This window comes from Variovorax boronicumulans, assembly GCF_040544675.1.
GTDB lineage: Bacteria > Pseudomonadota > Gammaproteobacteria > Burkholderiales > Burkholderiaceae_C > Variovorax > Variovorax boronicumulans_D.
In genome coordinates, this window is sequence record NZ_JBEPKK010000044.1 from 1 (window position 1) to 3454 (window position 3454).

A 3454-nucleotide genomic window follows, 5' to 3' on the forward strand; every position below is an offset into this window, starting at 1 on the left:
AGGTAGCTGATGCCGAACTGCTGCTGCAGGTCCTGCATGAGGTTGAGCACCTGCGCCTGCACCGACACATCGAGCGCGCTGACCGGCTCGTCGGCGACGATCAGCTTCGGGCGCGTGATGAGAGCGCGCGCAATGGCGATGCGCTGGCGCTGGCCGCCCGAGAACTCGTGCGGGTACTTGTCCATGTCCGTCGTGCGCAGGCCCACTGCCGCCAGCGACTCGGCGGCACGCTCGCGTTGCTCCTTGCGCGAAGTCTCGGCCAAGGCTTCGAGCGGCTCTGCAACGATGCGTGCGACGGTCTGGCGCGGGTCCAACGAGCCGTAGGGGTCCTGGAACACCATCTGGAAGTCGCGCCGTGCCGCGCGCAGCTCGCTGCGGGGCAGCGTGTGCAGCTCACGCCCCAGCAGCTTCACGCTGCCCGAGGTGGGCGTGTCCAGCGCCATCACCAGGCGCGCGATGGTCGACTTGCCCGAGCCCGATTCGCCCACGATGCCCAGGCTGCGCCCGGCCTCGACCTGGAAGCTCACGCCGTTGAGCGCCTTGACCGTCGGCGGCGGGCCGAAGAGTTTTTCTCGCGGCAGGTCGTAGTGGCGCACGAGGTCGGTGACCTGCAGCAGCGGATGTTGGTCGGGTGAATGATTGGATGCACTCATGCGGCGGCGGTCTCCGGGAGCGCGGCAATCTCTTCCAGCCGGATGCACCGCACCGCATGGTCGTTCGCCAGCACCGTGGGCGGCGGCCGCGTACTCTGGCAGGCGTCCACGGTGTAGCCGCAGCGGCCCGCAAAGGGACAGCCCCGGGGCAGGTCCACCAGCTCGGGCACGCTGCCCCGGATGGTGGCCAGGCGCACCCCGCGCGGCGCGCCCAGCACCGGGCGTGCGGCGAACAGGCCCTGGGTGTAGGGATGGGCGCGGCGCGCGAACACCGCCTCGGTCGGTCCGCTCTCCACCACGCTGCCGCCGTACATCACCAGCATCCGCGAGACGGTCTGCGCGATCACGCCCAGGTCGTGCGAGATCAGGATCAGCGCCATGCCGCGCTCCTGCACCAGGCCCTGGATGAGCTCCAGGATCTGCTTCTGGATGGTCACGTCCAGCGCGGTGGTGGGCTCGTCGGCAATGAGCAGGTCGGGCCCGCAGGCCAGCGCCATCGCGATGCCGATGCGCTGGCGCTGGCCGCCCGAGAACTGGTGCGGGTACGCATCCAGCCGGGAGGCGGCATCGGGAATGCCCACGCGCTCGAGCAGCGCCAGCACCTCCTTGCGCGCCTGGGCCTTGGACAGGCCCCGGTGCAGCCGCAGCGGCTCGCCGACCTGGCGCGCGATGGTGTGCACCGGGTTCAGCGCCGTCATCGGCTCCTGGAAGATCATGCCGATGCGGTTGCCTCGGATCTGGCACATGGCCTTCTCGTCGCGTCCCACGAGCTCGGTGCCGTCGAAGCGGATGCTGCCGGTGACCTTGGCGCTGGAGGGCAGCAGGCCCATGAGCGACATCACCGTGATCGACTTGCCGCAGCCCGACTCGCCCACGATGCCCAGGGTCTGGCCGCGCTCCAGCGAGAAGGAGATGCCGCGCACCGCCTCGGCCGGGCCGCGCTGGGTCTGCAGGCCGATGTGCAGGTCGTTGACTTCGAGAAGGGGCATATCGCTTACCTGGCGCGGGCGAGGCGAGGATCGAGCAGGTCGCGCAGCCCGTCGCCCAGCAGGTTCAGGCCCAGCACCGCCAGCGCGATCGCCATGCCGGGGAAGACCGCCAGCAAGGGCTGCTGGAACATGAGCGTCTGCGCCTCGCTGAGCATGCGGCCCCACGAGGGCTGCGGCGGCTGCGTGCCCAGGCCCAGGTACGACAGCGCCGCTTCCGCCAGGATCGCGATGGCAAAGCGGATGGTGATCTGCACGATCAGCACGGCCGAGATGTTGGGCAGCACATGCTGCATCGTGATTGAGAACGAGCCCTTGCCGCAGGCGCGCGCGGCGGCAATGTACTCGCGCGACCAGACCGCGTTGGCCGAGGCGCGCGTGATGCGCGCGAAGGTGGGGATGTTGTAGATGCCGATCGCCACGATGGCGTTGACGATGCCTGGGCCGAACACTGCGGTCATCATGATGGCCGAGAGGATGGCGGGGAAGGCGAGCGAGAAGTCGGCCATGCGCATGATGGCCTCCTCGACCCAGCCGCGCCTGGCCGCGGCCAGCAGGCCCAGCGCGGTGCCGACCACGAGGCCGATGCCCACGGCGATGAGGCCCACCAGGATGGACGCACGCGCGCCCACCAGCAGCAGCGAGGCAACGTCCCGTCCGAAGGCGTCGGTGCCCAGCCAGTGCGCGGCCGAGGGCGCCTGCATCTTGTTGGGCATGTCCATCTCGTAGGGCGACCAGGGGGTCCACACGAAGGAGACGAGGGCGGCAAGGAGCAGAAGCAAGGCGAGGACGCCGCCGATGACGAAGCTGCGGTGGTGCAGCGCGCGGCGCCAGAAGCCGGGCACCTTGAGTGCGGCAGCATTGGGAGCAACGATGGCGTTCATATGTCGCTGGCCTTGATGCGCGGGTCGATCACGGCGTAGAGCACGTCGACCACGAAGTTCACGATGACCACCAGCGCCGCCAGCAGCATCACGCAGTTGCGCACCACGATCAGGTCGCGGTTGCTGATGGCCTGGAAGATCAGGCGGCCCAGGCCGGGCAGATAGAACACGTTCTCCACCACGATGGTGCCGGCCAGCAGCTCGGAGAACTGCATGCCCATGACGGTGATGACGGGGATCATGGCGTTGCGCAGCACGTGGGTCCACAGCACCATGCGCTGGGAGACGCCCTTGGCGCGCGCGGTGCGCACGAAGTCCTCGCGCATCACTTCGAGCACGGCCGAGCGCGTGATGCGCGCCAGGATCGCCGCCTGCACCACGGCCAGCGACAAGGCGGGCAGCAGCAGCGACTTCAGGCCCGCGAAGATGCCCTCGCCCCAGCCCTCGAAGCCGCCGGCGGAGAACCACTGCAACTGCACCGAGAACACCAGGATCAGCATGATCGCGAACCAGAAGTTCGGGATGGCGATGCCCACCTGGGCAAGGCCCATGAGGCCCACGTCGCCCAGCTTGTTGTGGCGCGCGGCGGCGGTCACGCCCACCAGCAGCGCGATGACCACGGTGAAGCTCATGGCCAGCAGCGCCAGCGGCACGGTGAGGGCCAGGCGTTCGAGGATGAGGTCCAGCACGGGCGAGCTGTAGGCGTAGCTGTCGCCCAGGTTGCCGGTGAGAAGGCCGGCGATCCAGTGCCAGTAGCGGGTCCATGCGGGCTGGTCCAGGCCCAGCTTGGTGGCCAGGGCCGCCACGGCATCGGGCGAGGCATCCGGGCCCATCAGCATCTGCGCGGCGTTGCCCGGCAGGATCTCCAGCACCAGGAACACGATGATCGACGCGCCGATCAGGGTGCCGATCAGCGTGGCGAGGCGCTTGA

Annotated in this window: 4 protein-coding genes; all 4 read right to left on the reverse strand. The window is 69.2% G+C overall.

What is annotated here, in order from left to right:
• The coding region (locus ABIC90_RS27265; RefSeq protein WP_354359848.1) for an ATP-binding cassette domain-containing protein at positions 1-653 on the reverse strand (653 nt) is incomplete at its 3' end.
• Positions 650-1642: an ABC transporter ATP-binding protein gene (locus tag ABIC90_RS27270; protein WP_354359850.1), complete on the reverse strand. Its 993-nt coding sequence runs from the start codon at positions 1640-1642 to the stop codon at positions 650-652. The genes ABIC90_RS27270 and ABIC90_RS27265, both read right to left, overlap by 4 nt.
• 5 nt (positions 1643-1647) lie before the next feature.
• Entirely contained in the window at positions 1648-2523 is an 876-nt protein-coding gene (locus ABIC90_RS27275; RefSeq protein ID WP_354359852.1) for an ABC transporter permease, read from the reverse strand.
• On the reverse strand, positions 2520-3454 hold a 935-nt coding region (locus ABIC90_RS27280; RefSeq protein WP_354359854.1), incomplete at its 5' end, for an ABC transporter permease. The genes ABIC90_RS27275 and ABIC90_RS27280, both read right to left, overlap by 4 nt.

Coding starts and splice junctions, on each gene's coding strand:
- ABIC90_RS27270 (WP_354359850.1), bottom strand. CDS start 1,642: ATGCCCCTTCTCGAAGTCAACGACCTGCACATCGGCCTGCAGACCCAG.
- ABIC90_RS27275 (WP_354359852.1), bottom strand. CDS start 2,523: ATGAACGCCATCGTTGCTCCCAATGCTGCCGCACTCAAGGTGCCCGGC.